Source organism: Pontibacter sp. YIM B11418 (assembly GCF_059278805.1).
Genome location: NZ_JCAEMH010000004.1, coordinates 337,161 through 355,157 on the forward strand (window position 1 = coordinate 337,161; position 17,997 = coordinate 355,157).

Annotated in this window: 16 protein-coding genes; 12 read left to right on the top strand and 4 right to left on the bottom strand. The window is 51.7% G+C overall.

What is annotated here, in order from left to right:
* Positions 1-2: 2 nt before the first annotated feature.
* Entirely contained in the window at positions 3-497 is a 495-nt protein-coding gene (locus AC4QZR_RS11940) for a hypothetical protein (RefSeq protein ID WP_494481122.1), read from the bottom strand.
* Between the two features lie 128 nt (positions 498-625).
* On the opposite strand from AC4QZR_RS11940, the gene AC4QZR_RS11945 reads away from it, so the two are divergent.
* Positions 626-2,602: a peptidylprolyl isomerase gene (locus AC4QZR_RS11945; RefSeq protein ID WP_494481123.1), complete on the top strand. Its 1,977-nt coding sequence runs from the start codon at positions 626-628 to the stop codon at positions 2,600-2,602.
* A 72-nt stretch (positions 2,603-2,674) separates the two neighbouring features.
* On the opposite strand, the gene AC4QZR_RS11950 is transcribed toward AC4QZR_RS11945, so the two are convergent.
* On the bottom strand, positions 2,675-3,334 hold the full coding sequence (locus AC4QZR_RS11950; protein ID WP_494481124.1) for a thioredoxin family protein: 660 nt from the start codon (positions 3,332-3,334) through the stop codon (positions 2,675-2,677).
* Positions 3,335-3,769: 435 nt separating this feature from the next.
* Positions 3,770-4,699, bottom strand: a complete 930-nt coding sequence (locus AC4QZR_RS11955; RefSeq protein WP_494481125.1) for a DUF1684 domain-containing protein — start codon at positions 4,697-4,699, stop codon at positions 3,770-3,772.
* 289 nt (positions 4,700-4,988) lie between these two features.
* Here AC4QZR_RS11955 and AC4QZR_RS11960 point away from each other — a divergent pair, with 289 nt between their 5' ends.
* The 9 genes from AC4QZR_RS11960 to AC4QZR_RS12000 all read left to right on the top strand — a co-directional run bounded on the left by AC4QZR_RS11960 (position 4,989) and on the right by AC4QZR_RS12000 (position 14,044).
* Positions 4,989-5,243, top strand: coding sequence for an autorepressor SdpR family transcription factor (locus AC4QZR_RS11960; RefSeq protein ID WP_253402424.1), 255 nt, complete (start codon positions 4,989-4,991; stop codon positions 5,241-5,243).
* Positions 5,244-5,248: 5 nt separating this feature from the next.
* Positions 5,249-5,917: an SdpI family protein gene (locus AC4QZR_RS11965; protein WP_494481126.1), complete on the top strand. Its 669-nt coding sequence runs from the start codon at positions 5,249-5,251 to the stop codon at positions 5,915-5,917.
* A 55-nt stretch (positions 5,918-5,972) separates the two neighbouring features.
* Entirely contained in the window at positions 5,973-7,388 is a 1,416-nt protein-coding gene (locus tag AC4QZR_RS11970; RefSeq protein WP_494481127.1) for an alpha/beta hydrolase, read from the top strand.
* Between the two features lie 114 nt (positions 7,389-7,502).
* Positions 7,503-7,934 carry a GNAT family N-acetyltransferase gene (locus tag AC4QZR_RS11975; RefSeq protein WP_494481128.1) on the top strand — a complete coding sequence of 144 codons (432 nt, stop codon included), beginning with the start codon at positions 7,503-7,505 and terminating at the stop codon, positions 7,932-7,934.
* A 40-nt stretch (positions 7,935-7,974) separates the two neighbouring features.
* Complete coding sequence (locus AC4QZR_RS11980; protein ID WP_494481129.1) at positions 7,975-9,798, top strand: S41 family peptidase; 1,824 nt, start codon at positions 7,975-7,977, stop codon at positions 9,796-9,798.
* 60 nt (positions 9,799-9,858) lie between these two features.
* A complete protein-coding gene (locus AC4QZR_RS11985; protein WP_494481130.1) occupies positions 9,859-10,440 on the top strand; it encodes a flavodoxin family protein in 582 nt (193 codons plus the stop codon).
* 129 nt (positions 10,441-10,569) lie between these two features.
* On the top strand, positions 10,570-10,941 hold the full coding sequence (locus AC4QZR_RS11990) for a hypothetical protein (protein ID WP_494481131.1): 372 nt from the start codon (positions 10,570-10,572) through the stop codon (positions 10,939-10,941).
* A gap of 204 nt (positions 10,942-11,145) precedes the next feature.
* Positions 11,146-11,952: a FixH family protein gene (locus AC4QZR_RS11995; RefSeq protein ID WP_494481132.1), complete on the top strand. Its 807-nt coding sequence runs from the start codon at positions 11,146-11,148 to the stop codon at positions 11,950-11,952.
* Between the two features lie 73 nt (positions 11,953-12,025).
* Positions 12,026-14,044, top strand: a complete 2,019-nt coding sequence (locus tag AC4QZR_RS12000) for a TonB-dependent receptor (protein WP_494481133.1) — start codon at positions 12,026-12,028, stop codon at positions 14,042-14,044.
* Between the two features lie 3 nt (positions 14,045-14,047).
* Here the strand turns inward: AC4QZR_RS12000 and yidD are convergent, their stop codons facing one another.
* Positions 14,048-14,269, bottom strand: coding sequence for a membrane protein insertion efficiency factor YidD (gene yidD, locus AC4QZR_RS12005; protein WP_188502115.1), 222 nt, complete (start codon positions 14,267-14,269; stop codon positions 14,048-14,050).
* Positions 14,270-14,366: 97 nt separating this feature from the next.
* Here yidD and AC4QZR_RS12010 point away from each other — a divergent pair, with 97 nt between their 5' ends.
* Together AC4QZR_RS12010 and AC4QZR_RS12015 are read left to right on the top strand one after the other, a co-directional pair.
* Positions 14,367-16,697, top strand: a complete 2,331-nt coding sequence (locus tag AC4QZR_RS12010; protein WP_494481134.1) for a S46 family peptidase — start codon at positions 14,367-14,369, stop codon at positions 16,695-16,697.
* Between the two features lie 501 nt (positions 16,698-17,198).
* Complete coding sequence (locus AC4QZR_RS12015; protein ID WP_494481135.1) at positions 17,199-17,993, top strand: PorV/PorQ family protein; 795 nt, start codon at positions 17,199-17,201, stop codon at positions 17,991-17,993.
* Positions 17,994-17,997 lie beyond the last annotated feature (4 nt).

Genomic DNA, 17,997 nt, shown 5'->3' on the forward strand with positions numbered 1-17,997 from the left:
GGTTAGTTTTGTGTTATTTCAATTGCTATACCCTTTGCAGCTGCAATCTGCGCTAGTTCGTCCCGGATGCGCTGCAGTTTTCTGGCATGGTTCACCGTATCCAGTGCAACGGCGTGCTGCTCTCCGTTCTTGAGCTCAAACCCAAGTGCGTGGCTGCTGATGACCATGCGCTCGACTTCTTCCCATTCAAAATCGTGCTCCCGCTGCATAAAGCCCAGTCGGTACCGCACGCCAAAATCCGTTATACTCAGATGGCGCTGGTAATCCGGATTGTGGTCGAGCCACACAGAGACCATGAAAAGCGAGAAAGGCAATAGACTAAACAGGTATAGGAAGGTCATGGCGGAGTGAAAGTCCCGCACAGCGATAAGCTGATACAAAAGCCAACCATGCAAACCCACAGAAAGCAGGGCAAGTACAAATAGCAGACGCTCCACCTGCGACCTGATGCCATAGGGTTTGGAGAACAAACGTATGCTAACGCTGGTGTGCTGCATCGTAAAAATATATATTCAAGAATTCAATATACTAAAAATTATAAAGCTGCCAAACAAATTGACGGCAAAACATTTTAACGGGGCGATATTACAGGCATTTAGTATATTGAAGCGCATAAGCCTACACGATGAAAAAAAGCTATACCTTCCTATTTGCGCTTGCCGCCTTTGCAGCCTGCCGTCAACAGCCCCAGCAGAGTTTGACAGCGACTAACGATACTACATCGCAGCACATCAACAAGTTTTCGGACGCCACCCTGCGCGAGCTCTATACCTTGCAGGACGAGCGCAAAACGGTTAAGCTCCTAAATTTCCTGAATCATCCGAAACCGCAATACCGCCGGGAGGCAGCACTTGCATTTGCCTCGGTACAAGACACATTGGCCATACCCCAGCTGCTGACCTCACTGTCGGACACCAGCGCTGCGATCCGGACAGCTTCGGCTTATGCTTTGGGCCAGATCGGGCACAAGAAAGCCCAGCAGGCCATGATCCGGCACCTGCAACATGAGCAGCGCCCCGCAGTGCAGGCGGAAGTGTTGGAGGCGCTCGGCAAACTGGCTGACAACGGCGGGCTAAACTTTCTGGTAAACTACCAGGCGGCCAACGAAACCGCGCAGGCGGGCCAGGCCTGGGGATTGTACCGGGCGGGCTTGCGGCAAATCAGCAGCTCACAGGCCGTGAAACAAGCTGTGCAGTGGCTGACTGACAGCAAATTGTATGAGGTGCGCCTGGCAGCTGCCCACCAGTTAGCCCGCACCCCTAAGCTCGACCTGTCGCCTTACCGTCAGCAGTTGACTACAGTGGTGACTTCTGATGAATCGGCGGATGTGCGCATGGCGGTGGCACAGGCTTTCGCCAAAGTAAATGCCCGTGATAAAGCTTCTTTGCTCTCCGGTATCGTGCAAAGCGACCCCGATTACCGCGTGCGACTGAGTGCGATCCGCTCTATGGCAGGCCTTGAGTTTGAGGAAATTGATAAGGCCATCCTGGCAGGCCTGACCGATCAAAATATTAATACGGCAGTGGCCACAACAGAATTTCTGCAGGCCAACTATGCCGGCGCGGACAGCAACACACTCCGTAAAGCCCTTGCCCAAGTGGAAGACGGCCGGGTGCGGGCCGGTCTGATCTGGGTGATCTTGCGCAACAGCCCCGACAAGGCCAAACTGAGCCAGGAATACCAGCAGCTATACCTTAGCACCGACAACCCATACGACAAAGCACACTTGCTCAAGGCCCTCTCCGCCGACTACAACAACTACCAGTTCATCGCCAAAGAAACTTTCGCCGCGTCGTCGCAGCCTGTCATCAGCACGTATGGCATGGAAGCGCTCACCGCCATGCGTCAGCAGGGAGACTTCCCGAAAACCATGGAGCAGAACTTTGCCGACATCTTTAAACAAGGTATAGCCTCCGGCGATGTGTCGCTGGCAGGTCTGGCAGCGGGTGTGATCCGCAACCCCAAACTCAACTTCCGGGAGGTATACCGCGACCACACCTTCCTGACCGAGGCGCAGCAGAAACTTGTGCTGCCCCGCGACATGGAAACCAACATTGAATTGCAGAAAACCATAGATTACCTGAGTGGGAAAGAGCAATCTGAAACCCCCAAAAATCCATTTACCCACCCCATCGACTGGAAACTGGTGCAGACCCTGCACCCCAACCAGCAGGTGGTGATCGAAACCGAGAAAGGAACGATAACACTGGAGCTTTTTGTGGAGGATGCCCCAGGCTCGGTGGCTAACTTTGTGGAGTTGGTAAACAAGCAGTTTTTTGACGGGCTGTACTTCCACCGTGTGGTACCGAATTTTGTGGCACAGGGCGGCGACAAGCGCGGTGACGGCTGGGGCAGCTCCGATTATTCTATCCGCTCTGAGTTCGCTCCGCTGCACTACCGCGAAGGCTATGTAGGCATGGCCTCTGCCGGAAAAGACACCGAGAGCAATCAATGGTTTATCACCCACTCACCCACCCCGCACCTGGATGGCCGCTATACCATTTTTGCAAAGGTAGTAGAAGGGATGGACGTGGTGCACCAACTGGAGGTAGGCGACAAGATCAAACAAGTCAACCTGATCCTGCGAGCTAAAACCCGCTAAGACCGAATCAGACAGGTATAAAAAAAGCGGCGGCCTTTATCTAAGGTCGCCGCTTTTTCATGAAACGCACTTTTAGAGTCGTTCCATTGGCTGCTCTTCGATTGGCTGCAGACGGCCCCATTGCGGGATCAGCTGTTTGAACTCCTGCAACAGTGCTTTGCTGCGGTCTTTGCCATACCAGCCGTGCAGCTTCTCTACAAATTCATTGTAAGGCACGTTCCGGGCTTTCATGTCCATGAACAGCTCCTGGGCGGCTGCCGGCCTTGGTCCCCATGTGCCGATCTCTTCCATCGTTTCAGCGTCGAGCACGATTAGCTTCGGTATGGAGCGGCCCCCGTTGGTCAGGTAGGCGTCTATCACCTCCGGGTGCTCGTCGCGCAGCAAAAGCTTCACGTCAATCAGCGGTGAGGCATCTGCTATCTTCACAATGGCAGGCAATGTTTGGGCGGCATCACCGCACCAGGCCTCCGTCACGATCACCCAGATCATCTTGTTCTGTACGCGCAGCATCAGTTCTACCAGTTCATCGTCCAGCTCCGTGGTTTTCTCGACGCGGCGCATGCGCTGGGCGTTCATGCGGGTGTAGTCTACCATGGCTTCAGAATGGTCCGTGCCCGTGGTTTTGTTCTCGGCCAGCAGTGTGTCAATTAATTCCCGGTACTGGGTATAGTTCATGGCCTGCGCCAGATGTGCAGCTGTAATTACTGTATTAGGCATCATCTTGTTCATCATTACGCTTTACTTTAAAATTTTATCAAAACTATATATTAACAGTTATATGTCCCGATAAGTTCGTTCTATTCCAACACCGTGGAGTGCCCTGCTATATACTACCCTTTTTGCACCAAATTGTTTATAATTTCTGTCAGGCGTCTTGCTTAACCCGTCGGGATTAACAGAAGATGGATGCCTCAGCTTTGTATCGCTGCAAAGTAGCTGAAACCAGGGCGCAACACGAATTGGACAAAATGCAAAGACGACGCTGGTTATACCTGATACTTGACACTGCAGACGCTGACAGCAATCAGTAGGTCGATACCAGCGTTAAAGTGCCCTGGCTGTAGCTCATCTGCCTGCCCGGGTAAAACCGGCCGTATACCTTGGGTAGTCCAGGAAGGAACCTAATCAATGAAAGAAACTTAATCAATTAAGACTTAAAGGTATAGCTTAGTACTCTCCGTACGACTTCTCCCCAGCTTCAATCATAACGGGCAGGAAGTTCTGGCGGGGAGGCAACGGGCAGGTAGCGTAGGATACAAAGTCGCAGGGCGGGTTGGACGCCTTGTTGAAGTCGAGCACTGTGGTGCCGTCCGGGCCGGGCTTATCGGCGTAGAGGTAGCGGCCGGCGCCATAGGTTTCGATGCCGTTGGTTCTGTCAGCAAAGATGATGAAAAGCTCCTCTCCTTCCAGCAGCGCGTCCAGCTGGTACTGCTGCCCGTTCAGGGTGAAGATCAGCGTACCGGGCGATTCCTGCATGGAGGTTTGCCCCACGATATTGGTAATGGCGATCTGCTTTGGTGTAGGGTGCGCCACGAAACTGGCCTTCACACGCCAGTCGGTTCTTACAGGGAAGCGCTTTATCCCTTTGAAATGTACCAGAGCATCGTTTTGCAGGTCGCGGAGCCGTATGCCATACCTGTTGCCTCGCTTGATTACGAACCAGGTAAGCGAACTGTGCGACAGTTTGGGAACGGAATCCATACCGGAGGTATAGAGCAGGGCTTCACGCACGGGTTTACCTTCCAGTAGTACCTCAACACCCGGGTTGATGCGGGTGGTTACCGTGTCGCCCTTCAGATTGATCACACCCGCACGACCCGGAATCCTTCCCTTCGGAAAGGTCAGGCTGTTGTCGGGTCCGCTGCCAAATGTGTTTTCGCCTTCCTGCAGCCAGAACAGACCTGCCAGGGTGAGCCATCCATCGGGTTCCTTCAGCTTTGCCTCACGCGTCTGGTGCCACTCGTCTACACTGGCGACATACTCGGGTGTTGTTTCTGCCTGGTTTTTAGCAGATTGGTCGTATTCGGTGCATCCACTTGTCAGTATCAGGGCGATAAAGAGGGAGAAGGAAAGCGTAATGGGTTTTAATCGAAGCACGGTAATTAAACAGGTAAAATATGTAATTCTGCTAATGTAAGAAAAAACCTGACGAAGCCCATACTTTAGGAGGCTTAGTTCTGGCAGGGCTGGTGAGATATGTCATAGACAAGGCTACGAAAAGGCTTGTACCCAAGGTATAGCTGTAGCGATCCTGGAGTCTCATTCTCAAAAAGAAGATTGAGCAGCTTGCTGCAGATCCAACCAGACTTTCAGTCATAATTATTTACGAATTATTTTGAACTTTTAGCTATTATTTAGATATTTGTCTAAATACCTAAATTACATTGTGAATAAAGTTTTCAAGGCCCTGAATGATCAGACACGGAGGGAGATTCTGAACCTGCTCAAGGAAAAGGATCTTACTGCCGGCGATATTGCAGAGGCTTTCCAGATTACCAAACCCAGTATATCGCATCACCTCGACATCCTGAGCCAGGCGGAGCTGGTTACCTCGCAGAAACAGGGGCAGTACGTGATTTACTCGCTTAACACGACAGTGCTCGACGACTTAATGAAATGGATCATCACGCTTAAAGATTAGACACTATGAAAGCCAACAACCTGACCCGAGAAATCATCCTTTGGGCGATCGTTTTCATTCCGCTGGTATACCTGGCTGTGGTTTGGAACAGTCTGCCAGAGCAAGTGCCCGTGCACTTCAACCTGCAAGGCGAGGCCGACGGCTGGGCCAGCAAAACCTCCCTGGTCTTTATTGTGCTAGGCACAACTGCCCTGTTCAACCTCATTATGCTGGTCCTGCCGCACATCGACCCGAAACGGAAACTGACCCAGATGGGCAGCAAGTACCACCAATTGCGCTTCATCCTTGTCATTTTTATGGCCGCACTCTCTGTGTTTCTCATTCACAATGCTTTGAACCCGGACGTTTTCCGTCAGAATATTCATTTCGTGCTGATAGGCGGGCTTTTCATCGCCCTGGGCAACTACTTTCAGGCGGTGAAGCCCAATTACTTCATCGGCATTCGCACGCCCTGGACGCTGGAGAGCGAGCAGGTATGGCGCAAGACGCACCGATTGGGCGGCATCCTGTGGATCATCGGTGGCATTCTGCTCATACTGCTGGCATTTCTGCCTGAAATGGGTATGCAGCAAACGCTCTATATCGCCGTGATCGCCCTGACAGTGCTCATCCCGGTGGTCTATTCGTTTATGGCCTACCGGCGCGAGCGACGCGAACTAGGGTCGCACTCATAAAACGAACACATTTATACAGGTATAATCTTTCTCACCAAAACGCACAAAGCTCAACATGACACGCCTGTTTCTTTCACTCAGCCTTATCCTTTTCAGTACCGTAACCGCACTGGCCCAACGGACGGCTCCAACACAGATCACGGGTCCCTGGCATGGCACTCTAGAAGCCCCCGGCACACGCGTAACAGTAATTTTCAGGCTAAGCAACAGCGAAAGCGGCCAATTGACTGCCACCATGGACATCCCGATGCAGGGAGTAAAAGGCATGGCTATACCTGAAACCGAACTCAAACAAGACAGCCTATACCTGCGCATACCGGCAGGCGGTATTGCCTATGCTGGCAAAATTACCGGTCCGGAAACCATAAGCGGTAGCTGGAAGCAGGCAGGCATGGCTTTCCCGCTTCCCCTTGCCAAAGGCGAGCCAGCAGAAGTGAAGCGTCCGCAAATGCCCGTAGAACCTTACCCTTACCAGGAGCAGGAAGTAACCGTGGAGAACAAGGCAGCAGGTATAACACTGGCAGGCACACTCTCCATACCTACTGGCAAGGGAAAACATCCGGCTGTTATTCTCTTTACCGGCTCCGGCAAGCAGGACCGCGACATGAGCCTGATGGGGCACAAGCCTTTTCTGGTGCTGGCCGACCACCTCACCCGCCAGGGCTTTGCCGTGCTGCGCCTCGACGACCGCGGCGCCGGCAAGTCTGGAGGCAACCATACCATGGCCACGACGCAGGATTTTGTGTCAGATGCGCAGGCAGCCTATACCTTTCTGAAAACGCACCAGCAGGTGAACCCTGAAAAGGTTGGCTTGCTGGGTATAAGCGAGGGTGCCCTGATAGCGAGCAGTGTGGCCGCCACGAACAAGGACGTAGCTTTTGTGGTACTCATGGCGGGCAGTGCCGTACCAGGTGTGGACTTGTTGGTGTCGCAGAACGAAGCTATCCTGAAGTCACAGTTACAGACAGAGGAACTGCAAAAGTACCTGAAACTGCGCCGCGCCCAGTTTGAAGTAGCTGCCTCAAATACCGAGTTGTTTGAAGCCTCCCAAAAAATACGGGCATTGGAGCAAGAAGCCAGAGCCAGCCTGACCGATAAAGACAAGCAGCTAGCGATTATGTTCTCACCCCAGGCAGAAAATGCCGTTGTCGCTCAGATCATGACACCCTGGATGCGCTATTTCCTGGCTTACGACCCTGCCCCTGCCCTGCAGCAGCTTAAAATGCCCGTGCTCGCCCTGAACGGCAGCAAAGACCTGCAGGTACCTGCCGCCGCCAACCTCGCCGCCACCGAAAAAGCCCTGAAAGCCGCCGGTAACAAGCGCTATTCCATCAAGGAACTGCCCGGCCTCAACCACATTTTCCAGACCGCCGACACTGGCCAGGTGCATGAGTACGGGACTATAGAGGAAACCATGGCACCTGTGGCGATGGAAACTATTAGTAACTGGATGAAGGGAGTGATTAAGTAAAAACTTAAGTTGATTTGCCCGATGCAACTGAAGTAGCACTTAGTGGGTCCTCAAGGTATAGCATACGCATTTAGTGGGCTATCACTTCAGCTTCTCAAACCCATCGCTATACCTATGCAACTCGCATTCAGAGAAATCATTTTGGCGGATGCCCCAGCCCTGGCAGCTCTGTCACACCAGTTCGGCTACAGCGTGACCGTTAAGGAAATGCGGGATCGGACGGAACAGATGCTAGCCCGGGAAGATCATTGTGGCTTTGTAGCAATAGCAGAACAACAGATTATCGGCTGGATTCATGGTTTCTATACCTTCCGGCTGGAATCGGAGCCCTTTGTGGAGATTGGAGGTTTGGTTATAGACGAAGGCTTTCGAAGGCAAGGTATAGGGCAACAGCTGATTGCCAAAGTAAAGGGATGGGCTAGTGGTTTTGCAGTTCAAAAAATCAGGGTACGCTGCAACACAACACGAACCGACGCCCACCAATTTTACCTGAAAGCAGGCCTTACCGAAAGCAAAGAACAGAAAGTGTTCGACCTGATTTTCTAGCCTGATTTCTATACGCTGACACACCCCTTATACCTTAAAAATGAACTTAAAGTCCTTTGCTCTTTTAGCCCTTTCCTTGGTTTTCTGCGTTTTTACTTCATCTTCTGTGTTGGCTCAGCCAACTGAAACGACCCAAACACGCGACAGTCACCTATCTGAAAATCAGGTGAAAAATTTATTCGCTTTTGCCAGGGTGTATGGCTTTGTCAAATACTTTTATCCGCTGCAGAAAAAGGACAAGATAAACTGGAGCTACATTGCCGCGCATGGTAGTCAACGTGTTTTGAATGCGGCATCTGAAGAAGCTTTAGCAGAAGCTTTGCGAGCTGTTTTTAGACCGATTGCCCCGCTTTTAAGCATTCACAGTGCCGATGATGGCATAGGTATAAGCACTACGGGTCAGGAAAGCAGCAACCGCTACTATTATAACCTTCACCAAGGGCTTGGGCAAGATAAGGCCGACCTCCCCATCCTCACCAGAAAAATTTCGGGACTTTACAAAAGCAGGATAATGGATGTTGACCATAAGACCTATCTGGATCTGCTGGCAAAAGACAGAATACTTTCTGCAGATAGCCTCTACTCGGTACCGCTTACAGATAAGTTGCATTGTTCCCTCCCGCTAGTATTAACCGAAAGCAACTATAAAAGCAATCAGGCCCACAGGCACTTCAGCCAAAAATACCAGCTTAACCTCCACCGACACGAAGACAAATTGGCCACAGTGATCATCTTCTGGAATGTGTTCCAGCACTTTCATCCTTACCTGGACAATGCAGCAGCTTGGGACAGCGTGTTTGTACAGACTGTGCAGCAACTATCCCCTTCCATGACCAGGGCTGATTTTATGCGTGTAGCAAGAAACTTAACCACCTCGCTCAACGATGGGCACGCTTACCTGGCTTTTACTAACAGCACGGGTATTTATAATCGCCCATCTCCTCCTATCCTACAGACTGCCTGGGTCGAAAATAAATTGGTGGTAAGCAAAGTTAATATCGAAAATACTAGTCTTTTGCCTGGTGATATAGTGCAGAAAGTAGGAGCTCAAAAAGCAGCTGGGCTACTGGATTACACCAAGAGTTTTCTCTCCCACGCTAACGCAAACAACGGCAATTTACTGGCCGCACAGAGTGCACTAGGCTGGTTAAATACCACTACCGACACCATTACGATGACACTAATTGATAGCAGCGGCAACGCTAAAAATGTTGTGCTAAAGGGGCAAGGGTATCAATTTAAGGCAACTACGCCAGCAGCTGCCATTCGCACACTCGAAGGAGGTATTTATTATATCAACACATCTGCAGTAAGCGCAAAAGACATCAAAGAAAACCTGCCTGCACTGCAACAGGCCAAAGGTATAGTGTTTGATATGCGTGGTCGTCCTTCCGGCAGCTTTTTAAGAGGTGTCCTGCCCTATCTGATTGACAAAGAAGTAGAGACTGGCAATTGGTCCATTCCACACTATACCTTCCCTGACCAGAAAAATGTGCATTTTGTGCCAACCAGCAAGTGGAGCATAAAACCGAATGGCAACTATATTAGTGTAAAAAAAGCTTTCCTCATAGGACACAACACCCAAAGCTACGGCGAAACGTGTGCAGAACTGGTTGAACACTACAAAATAGGCACTATGGTTGGCGGCGTTACAGCTGGCACCAATGGCGACATCAACTTTTCTGGGGCAGGGCAGTTGCAAGCTGTCTGGACAGGTATGAGAGTGCAGAATCGGAACGGCAGCCCCTACCATGGCATAGGTGTACAGCCTGATATTTCAGTTCAGCCTAATCTCAAAGACATTCAGCTCGGGAAGGATACACAGTTAGAGGCCGCAGTTAAGTTTCTACAGGAAAGCCGATGAATTTCTAAACTACCACCCCAACCCCAATAACTCCCAGCTACTGATTAGAGTAAGTAGAGTATGAAAGCGATCATTCTACTCGGCACACTCAAAAAAGAAGGGCTGTCCAACACAGAGGTTCTGTCTGAATTTCTGGCGGGCTATTTCAAAAAGCAGGACATCGACTGCAGCATCGTCAAACTGGTGGAGCACAACATTCTGGCAGGCACTTACAGCAATATGGGCGAAGGCGACGACTGGCCCGCCATTTTAAAACAGGTGCTTACCGCCGATATTATCGTGTTCGCCACTCCCATCTGGTGGAGCAACCAGTCATCGGAAATACAGCGGGTAATTGAGCGGCTCGATGAAATCCATGATGAAATTCTGGCAGGTAAGAAATCGAAGCTTGAGGGCAAAGTGGGTGGCATTGTCATTACAGGCGACTCGGACGGAGCACAGCATATTATTGCCAACATCAGCAACTTTTACAACGCGGTGGGCATGGTGCTCCCGCCTTACGCTTCGCTTTCGGTCCTGTGGGAGAAACAGGCCAAAGGTGAGAAGCCTAGCCGCGAGGAGCTGCTGAAAAAGTATGAGGAAGACTACGCCAGCACAGCCGAGACAATGGTAAAACAGTTGTTGAAATATCTGCAGCTATAATAGGGTATAGCCTGCCCTTTCTGGCTGCCGGCACAGCGCACAGTCCGGCTCTTTACTGACATTTGCCGGTTAAACTTGTGACTTAAATCATTTTCTGAGAATCAATCCTGCTATACCTTTGCCTTTGAGATGAGAAGGTATATAGCAGCCATATTGTTAACCCTGATGACGCTCCAGGTAATGTACCAGGGAATCGTCTTATCGTCTTATTTTGCCAACAAAGCCTACATCGCGGCCGTACTTTGCGAGAACAAAGACAAGCCCCAACTTGAGTGCGAAGGCAAATGCTACCTCAAAAAGCAACTCCAGAAAGCCGACACGCCGGAGAGCAACGCCACTGTCCTGACACTCAAACTGGAAATCAGCCCTTTCACGGCTTCTTTATTTAAGCTTGATAAAATGGTCGCTGTTTCTCCGGTCCAGACCGGGTACGGTACTTTTCAGGAAACCTCCTACCGCAATTCCTACCACCCCGCCTGTTTTCACCCACCACAGGTATAAGTCCATCTTCTTAACCAGGCTCACCGTTTTACGCCACTGCTAAGGTATGGTGCCGCTATACTCTGCGCCTTCTGTTTCAAATTCGTTGCCGACACAAGCACCTATACAAGTGCCAACGGCTCCCTTGCGTGCATTTCACTTCGCGCACCCAAAAAACTTATACCTGAATTTTAGCCTGACACAGGCATTTTAAGACCTATTACCATGAAAAAATATACCTGGCTCACACTATGGGCTCTTTCTCTTATCACCGTTTTTACTACCGGCTGCGACAAAGATGACGACACGCCAACCCCGACTTTTGCTTATCAGAAAATAGCAGAAGGCAAGGCCGCCGGAACCGACTTCAAAATAGAAGTATACAGCAACGAGGAGCTGACAACTGGCTACAACCCCATTTACATCGCTCTTTTCGACGCTTCCGGCAAACGTATTGAGCAGGCCAATGTCAGCTTCCAGCCGATGATGGACATGGGTATGAAGAAACATGCCTCGCCTATCGAAAACCCAAACTCCGGGCAGGCTGTGGATGGCTACTTCCCGGGAGCCGTGGTGTTCACGATGCCATCCGGTGAGATGGGCTCCTGGACGCTGGGTGTGCAGGTACAGGCCAACGGCCAGATCGGCACCTTTACGACTCCTGTTACCATCAAAGAGCCTACCACCAGCCGCCTCAAATCGTTCGTCTCCAAAACCGACGGAGCTAAATACTTTGTAGCTTATCTGCAGCCACAGCAGCCAAAAGTAGGTGTAAATGATCTGGAAGTCGCTGTTTATAAAGCGAGCGGAGTGATGGACTTCCCGGCTGTAACCAACCTCACTTTAGCGCTTGAGCCCGAAATGCCAACCATGGATCATGGTTCTCCCAACAACGTGAACCCGACCCACAGAAGCGGCGGACACTACAAAGGCAAAGTCAATTTTACCATGACGGGCCTGTGGCACCTGCACCTGACGCTCAGCGACGCCAGCGGAGAAGCCGGTGAGCTGTATTTCGAAGTCAACTTTTAGTTAAAGGGCGCCGGTGCTCAGGTATAGCACTTAAGCACCAGCGCCCATCTTACAATTCTTAATGGTGAAGGATATGAAAACGCCTCTCCTGCTCGGTGCCCTTGCGCTGGTCGCATCACCCGTACTTGCCCAACAAAAGCCTATACCTGCCGACTCGGTGCGCACCATCGTGCTGCAGGAAGTAGCCGTGGTCACTAAGCGCCACGATCATCAACAGCATTTGCAGAATTTCTATAACGCCAACCAGGCAGCCACTACCGAAGAACTGATGTCGCGCATGCCCGAGCTGTCTTTCATCCGGCGCGGCAGTTACGGCATGGAGCCCACTATACGGGCCTACAACGGCGGACAGGTGAGCGTGACACTGGATGGCATGCGCATACAAGGTGCCTGCACTGACAAAATGGACCCGGCCACTATCTACATCGAGCCGCTCAATTTGCAGCGCATCGAGGTGCAGACAGCAGGCGCCAGCTCCATGCAGGGCGCAGCCATCGGCGGCAGCCTCGATATGAAACTGGCCGAAGCAGACTTTGCAGACGAGCGAAAACTTTCCGGAACGGTGAGCAGCGGCTACCAGTCGGCGGCCAACGCCATGATGGGCGGTCTGCGGCTGAGCTATGCCGCACCGACCTGGGGACTGCGTGCATCGGGCACTTACCGCAAAAGCCAGAACTACCGCAACGGTCGTGGCGAGAAAGTGCTCTACTCGCAGTACGAAAAGGCCAACTACGCTCTCAGTGGCAAGTTTTTGTTACAAGACGACCTAGTGCTCAAAGCCGATTTCATCGCCGACGACGGCTGGAACATCGGCTACCCTGCCCTACCGATGGACGTAGGACAGGCCAATGCCCACATCGGTTCGGTGAGCTTGGTGCGCGAGAACAGCGACCGCCGCTGGAGCCGTGTGGAAGCCCGCCTCTACGCCAACCGCATCGCCCACTACATGGACGATAGCGCCCGCCCCGACCTGCCCATCCGCATGGATATGCCTGGCCTGAGCCGTACTTCCGGTATCTACATCGAGGGCACCACCGCCCCCGGTCACCACCAGCAACTGACCGTCCGCGCCGATGCCTCTGCCTCTTATCTAACTGCCTCCATGACGATGTACCAGGAAGGCCAGACGCCGATGTACATGCTCACCTGGCCCGACAACCGCCAGCTGCAGTCAGGTATAGCAGCGCAATATAGTTTCCAGGTGGGCGATAAAACCCAGCTGCAGCTCAACAGCCGCGTAAATATGTCTGACTTTGCCGTAACCACCGGCGAAGGCCGCAATCAGCTGTCCGTGTTTGGGTATGAGAGCACTGCCCGTCAGTTTATTATACCTTCGTTATCGCTACAGGCCAGTCGTATGGTTTACAAAAAGCTGAAAGTTTCGCTATCTGGGGGCTTCAACGGCCGCACCCCTACTGCCAGTGAGCTCTATGGTTTTTACCTGTTCAGTCAGTTCGACGGCTTTGATTATGTGGGCAACCCGAATTTAAAGCCTGAGAAAAGCATACAGAGCGAGTTCACACTCTCCTGGCAGGAGCCGCGCCTGCGTTTGCAAGCCACCGCCTATGCCTCGCGCGTGCAGGACTACATGGTGGGTGCCTACAACCCGGACCTCAGCGCCATGACCATCGGAGCCCGTGGCGTGAAAATCTACTACAATACCCCTTATGCTTTGTTAGCCGGCGCCGAAGCCAGCACCGTCTACAACATCACCGGTTATACCCAGCTAGTGAGCACGCTCAGGTATAGCTACGGCCGCAACGCCGACGGCGAGCCACTTCCGATGATGCCGCCTTTGCGCAACATCACTTCACTTAGAAAATACTTTGGGGATTACCTCTGGGTGCAGGGCGAAACCGAACTGGCCGCTGCCCAGAACCGCAACAGCGAAAGCTTCCGTGAGCAGCCAACTGAGGCGTTTATACTCTGGCATTTGCGCGCTGGTTATCAGAAAGAAACAGAAAAGAAGGTATGGCAGCTGAATGCAGGTATAGAAAACATATTTGATGTGCACTACCGCGAGCACCTCGACTGGGGCCGCATTGCCCGCCCTGGCAGGAATGTGTTTGTGCAGTTGAGCGTGGGGTTTTAGAAGCTACGGAACAGGATCATAGCCGCTTCCGCCCCAGGGGTGGCAGCGGCCTATCCGTTTCAGCGCCATCCAGCCACCTTTAAAAGGGCCGTATTTGTTCACGGCTCCCACAGCGTAGGTCGAGCAGGAAGGGGTATAGCGGCAGGTGGCGGGCTTCAGGGGGGATATCATGTTGCGGTATACCCAGAGAAGCGCGAGCAATAGTTTTTTGAAAAGCCAGGTCATGGTGTGATATAGCTGCGTTTTAATTTACCGAACAACTGTTAGCAAATGCATTTTTTAGGTAAATTTGTCACAGTTTAACTAATCTAAACAAAATTTCATGTTAAAAAGAATCCTTTCACTCCTTCTTTTAGTCTCGCTTTGCGTTCCCTTCGCAAAAGCCGACGAAGGCATGTGGCTGCCGATGCTGATCAAGCGCCTCAACCACGCGGACATGCAGAAAAAAGGCCTGCAGCTGACTGCCGAAGAAATCTACAATGTGAACAACTCCAGCCTGAAAGACGCCATCGTGCAGTTTGGCGGCTTCTGTACGGGTGAGTTCATTTCTGCCGAAGGTCTCTTGCTGACAAACCACCACTGCGGTTACGGCCAGATTCAGTCGCACTCCACTCCTGAAAAAGATTACCTGACCAACGGCTTTTGGGCCATGGACCGCAAGCAGGAGCTTCCAAACGAGGGTCTGTTCGTGGACATCCTGGTGCGCATGGACGACGTGACAGCTAAAGTGCTGGAAGGTATCGACAAAAATACACCGGAGAAAGAGCGTCTGCAGCTTGCCTCGCAACGTGCGCAGGCCATTGCCAAAGAAGCTGGTGAGAATGACCGCTACGTATCTTATGTGCGCGATTTCTTCAACGGAAACGAGTACTACCTGTTCGTGTACGAGCGCTTCACAGATGTGCGTCTTGTAGGCACGCCTCCTTCTGCCGTAGGCAAATTCGGTGGCGACACCGACAACTGGATGTGGCCACGCCACACTGGCGACTTCTCGATGTTCCGCGTGTACATGGCGCCGGACGGCAAGCCAGCTGACTACGCTGCCAACAACGTGCCTTACAAGCCAAAGCACCACCTGCCAATCAACATTGGTGGTGTGGAGCAGGATGACTTTGCGATGGTATTCGGTTTCCCGGGCCGCACTAAGCGTTTTATGACCTCCGAAGGCCTGAAACTGGACGTGAACCAGCTGAACGAATCCCGCATTAAGCTGCGTGAGCAGAAGCTTGACATCTGGAAAGAAGAGATGGACAAGAGCGATGCCGTGCGCATTCAGTACGCCTCCAAGCATGCCTCTACCGCGAACTATTACAAATACTCTATCGGCCAGAATGCCGGCATCAAGCGCATGAAAACGGTTGAAGGCAAGCAGGCTGACGAGAAGAAATTCCAGGCCTGGGCTGATGCCAACGCGGAGCGCAAAGCCCTTTACGGCTCGTCGTTAAACGACATGAACGAAGCCTATAAAGAAATTGAGAAGTACAACCTGGCCAGCGTATACCTGAACGAGGCCGTTCTGGGCACAGAAGCGCTTCTGTTCGCTTACCGTATGTCAGCACTGAACAATGCCCTGAAGTCTGGCAACGCCGAAGCTGCTAAAAAAGCTGCAGAGGACCTGAAGCCAAGAGCCGAAGCCTTCTTCAAAGACTACTACATGCCGGCAGACAAGAAAGTGTTCGCTGCCATGATGAAAGCCTACCACGAAGACATTGCCAAAGACCAACAGCCAGAAGCTTTCAAGCAGCTGGTAGCCAAGCACAAAGGCAACTTCAATAAACTGGCTGACTACGTTTATAGCAACTCGTTTGTGGTGAACAAGCAGAAGACAGAGCAGTTCCTGAACAACCCAACGCAGAAGCAGCTGGCCAACGACCCGGCCTTTGCTTTGGTGAACTCTATCATCGAACACTACCAAACAAATATCTCTCCTAAACTGGCCGAGAGCAACGCTAAGTTGGCCCGTGCGAACCGCCTGTACGTAGCTGGCCTGCGTGAGATGAACCCGGACAAGGTATACTACCCGGATGCGAACTCAACTATCCGCCTAAGCTACGGTTCTGTGAAGAATTACAAGCCTGTTGACGGCGTGACTTACGATGTGATCACGACACTGGAAGGTGTAATGCAGAAGGAAGACCCAAGCAACGAGGAATTCATCGTGCCGGCCAAACTGAAGCAACTGTACCAGGCAAAAGACTACGGCCGCTATGCCAACAAAGACGGCGAGCTGATCGTGAACTTCATCACTGACAACGACATCACAGGCGGTAATTCTGGCTCTCCGGTGATCAACGGTAACGGTGAGCTGATCGGTCTGGCTTTCGACGGCAACTGGGAAGCCATGACAGGTGACCTAGTATACGACCCGGATTACAAGCGTTGCATCAACGTGAGCGCTAACTACGTGCTGTTCATGGTGGATAAATACGCTGGTGCCTCTAACCTGATCAACGAGATGACGATCGTGGACACGAACAGCCCGGGTCCTGCCCAAGCTGGTGCAACACCTGCCGCCGCAACTGCAGACAACGCAACTGAACTGCTGGACGCTGCCGTTGAACAAGCAGAAGCTGAGCTGGCTGCTGGTAAGAAATCAGTGAAAGTCCAGAAGAAAGACGGTAAGAGAAGAGCAAAGGTTGAAGTGAAAAACTAAGCTGAGCCATTCTTAATCAAATAAAGCAAAGGCGCTGGGGAGATTCCTCAGCGCCTTTTTGTTTGAATCAGGATTTTGAGGATTTGAAAAGATGAACAGGATTGATAATGCCGGAGGGAAGTATAGTCTAAGGCTCTTCCGTATCTCCTGTCCCAAAAGACTGATGGCATCCCCGTGTATACCGGGATCGCTGCATGCTTCCTTTTGGCATCCTGTCAGGATCTTAGCAGCAAGTCCCATAAACTTTACTTCCAGGGAATGCCCCTCTCATCCTAATCCTGATTCTCCGAATTATACCTGTGCATGACTCGGACAAGACGCTACTTATCACTACAGATACTAATCACATAAATGCAAAAGGTATATTAATCCTGAAAATCCTTTTTCATCCGCAAAATCCTGATTCCGACAACCCACCCCCTATACCCTCGTACATAGCACTTTATCTATAAAAAACGACCGAATGGGATAACGCGACTTCTACGAAACAAACTTAATTCCTTGGTTCTCATCTTACTGCCTTGCCTTGCACAGGCGCAGGCCGATGTGCCTGTAGGTGCACGCGCCGCTGCGCTGGGCAATGCCTCTGTCACGCTGCCGGATCTTTGGGCGCTCCACAACAACGTGGCAGGTATAGCCGGGCTCGAGAAAGCGCAGGTGGGTGCTTATGCTGAAAATCGTTTTGGCGTGAGGGCCTTCTCGACTATGGCGTTGCAGGCGGTATACCCCACTAACAGGTATGGCAACTACGGATTGAGCATGAGTCGCTTCGGGGATGAGCTGTTCAGTCAGCAACATGTAGGGTTAGGTATAGGTCATAAGTTGGGGCAGTTTAGTCTGGGTGTGAAGGCTGATTTGTGGCAGGTCGTGGCCGAAGGGTATGGCAGTCGCAAGGCAGTGACTTTGTCGGTGGGCGGGCAGGCGGAAATTGTGCCGGGCTTCTTCTTCGGAGCGCATGCCTACAACATCAACCAGGCCAAACTGGCTACATTCGACGACGAGCGGCTGCCAACCATCATGAAAGCCGGACTCGGTTATCGCCCTTACCAAAAACTTTTACTGTTAGCTGAAACTGAGAAGCACATTGACTTCCCAGCTAACTTCAAGGCAGGTATAGAGTACCAGCTTTTGCAGGAAAAAGTGGTTTTGCGTTCCGGCTTCAGCACACTTACCAATTGTGCTACTTTCGGACTTGGCTTCAAGGCCCGTCAGCTTTTTGCCGATTATGCTTTTGGTTCTACCACCTTGCTGGGTATGAGCCACCATCTGTCACTTTCCTATACCTTTCAAAAGTAAATTT

Excerpts from the sequence above, each read along its gene's own strand:
- AC4QZR_RS11980 (WP_494481129.1), top strand. The coding sequence starts at position 7,975 with ATGAACTTAAAGTCCTTTGCTCTTTTAGCCCTTTCCTTGGTTTTCTGC.
- AC4QZR_RS11970 (WP_494481127.1), top strand. The coding sequence starts at position 5,973 with ATGACACGCCTGTTTCTTTCACTCAGCCTTATCCTTTTCAGTACCGTA.
- AC4QZR_RS11975 (WP_494481128.1), top strand. The coding sequence starts at position 7,503 with ATGCAACTCGCATTCAGAGAAATCATTTTGGCGGATGCCCCAGCCCTG.
- AC4QZR_RS11940 (WP_494481122.1), bottom strand. The coding sequence starts at position 497 with ATGCAGCACACCAGCGTTAGCATACGTTTGTTCTCCAAACCCTATGGC.
- AC4QZR_RS11990 (WP_494481131.1), top strand. The coding sequence starts at position 10,570 with ATGAGAAGGTATATAGCAGCCATATTGTTAACCCTGATGACGCTCCAG.
- AC4QZR_RS11950 (WP_494481124.1), bottom strand. The coding sequence starts at position 3,334 with ATGATGAACAAGATGATGCCTAATACAGTAATTACAGCTGCACATCTG.
- AC4QZR_RS11995 (WP_494481132.1), top strand. The coding sequence starts at position 11,146 with ATGAAAAAATATACCTGGCTCACACTATGGGCTCTTTCTCTTATCACC.
- AC4QZR_RS11985 (WP_494481130.1), top strand. The coding sequence starts at position 9,859 with ATGAAAGCGATCATTCTACTCGGCACACTCAAAAAAGAAGGGCTGTCC.
- AC4QZR_RS11945 (WP_494481123.1), top strand. The coding sequence starts at position 626 with ATGAAAAAAAGCTATACCTTCCTATTTGCGCTTGCCGCCTTTGCAGCC.
- yidD (WP_188502115.1), bottom strand. The coding sequence starts at position 14,269 with ATGACCTGGCTTTTCAAAAAACTATTGCTCGCGCTTCTCTGGGTATAC.
- AC4QZR_RS12000 (WP_494481133.1), top strand. The coding sequence starts at position 12,026 with ATGAAAACGCCTCTCCTGCTCGGTGCCCTTGCGCTGGTCGCATCACCC.
- AC4QZR_RS11965 (WP_494481126.1), top strand. The coding sequence starts at position 5,249 with ATGAAAGCCAACAACCTGACCCGAGAAATCATCCTTTGGGCGATCGTT.
- AC4QZR_RS12010 (WP_494481134.1), top strand. The coding sequence starts at position 14,367 with ATGTTAAAAAGAATCCTTTCACTCCTTCTTTTAGTCTCGCTTTGCGTT.